This is a genomic window from Paraburkholderia guartelaensis, from assembly GCF_004353905.1.
GTDB classification, from domain to species: domain Bacteria; phylum Pseudomonadota; class Gammaproteobacteria; order Burkholderiales; family Burkholderiaceae; genus Paraburkholderia; species Paraburkholderia guartelaensis.
The window spans coordinates 1-1,043 of record NZ_SMOD01000161.1 but is presented as its reverse complement, the minus strand read 5'-3'; the positions used below and the strand labels follow the sequence as shown (position 1 = coordinate 1,043).

Annotated in this window: 1 protein-coding gene; it reads right to left on the bottom strand. The window is 59.3% G+C overall.

Annotation, left to right across the window (positions count from 1 at the left end; all coding sequences use genetic code 11):
• Positions 1-108: 108 nt before the first annotated feature.
• Positions 109-1,043 (bottom strand): IS701 family transposase (locus tag E1N52_RS43850; protein ID WP_133191280.1); only part of this gene is annotated, 935 nt, incomplete at its 5' end.

Genomic DNA, 1,043 nt, shown 5'->3' with positions numbered 1-1,043 from the left:
TAGTACTACTGTGTCATATAAGTAACTGCGCGATCTACTGTCGTACAGCAAGAAAGCCATCGTTGCATGAGCCCTTGTCCAAGCAGGATGCGCAATGTAGTAATGGAATCAGGAACGTGGCGCTGAGCGCGCTGGACTGCCCCGGGGGATGTAATCCGAGGGAAGGGCAGGCAGCGCGCGTTCAAGGAAGTCTTTTTTACCATGTCCACCTGATTGCATTCTGAGTCGTTGAGCCATCAGAAACCCATACGCAGCGATACTCAGTGTGGCGTGATGGTGAAAGCCACGCCAGCCTCGTCCTTCATAATGACCGAGCCCGAACTCCTGCTTCAGGTCCTGATAGTCGCGCTCGATGCGCCAGCGCATTTTGGTCACGAACACGAGCTGCTCGAGGGTCGCCTCTTCGGGGGCCGTAGTGAGAAAGTATTTGAGCGGCTCCGTATCGCCAGCAGGCCATTCAATGAGCAGCCATTCTTCGTCGCGAACGGTACTTCGCCAATTGTCGCGATGTGCGGGACGGACCCGCACGGCGGCAAAGCGTGAGGAAAGTGCTGCGTTGCTACCTTCCCGCCAGGTTACGGTCTGCCAGGCGTTTGCGGGCAGTTGCATAGCCAGTTCCTTCACTGCGAGCGGTTCATGGCCGGGCGCGCGGCGTAACAATGTCGGGGGTTTGTAGCGCCCGCTCCAGGGCTTGGGCGGAAGCGGCGCCGTACCGTGTGCCCATACAGAGGTGCCCGGCCGGATCCCTACCGCATACAACAAACCCAGTTCAGTTACGCCTTCCCGAAAAGCGGTTTCATCGCCGTACCCGGCATCGGCGAGCACAATGCCCGGTCCAATACCGGATGCGACAGCCTCGCGGAGTTGGGCCAGCGCAATCTGTGGCTTGGTTTCGAAGGCGAGATCGTCGGGGATGCCCGCACGACGCGCTCGCTCCCGGTCTTCAATCCATTCCTTGGGGACATACAGCTGCCAGGCAATTGGCAGGCTGCCGCGTTGCGTCGCGATCGACAGGCTCACGGCGATCTGGCAGTTATCCTGTT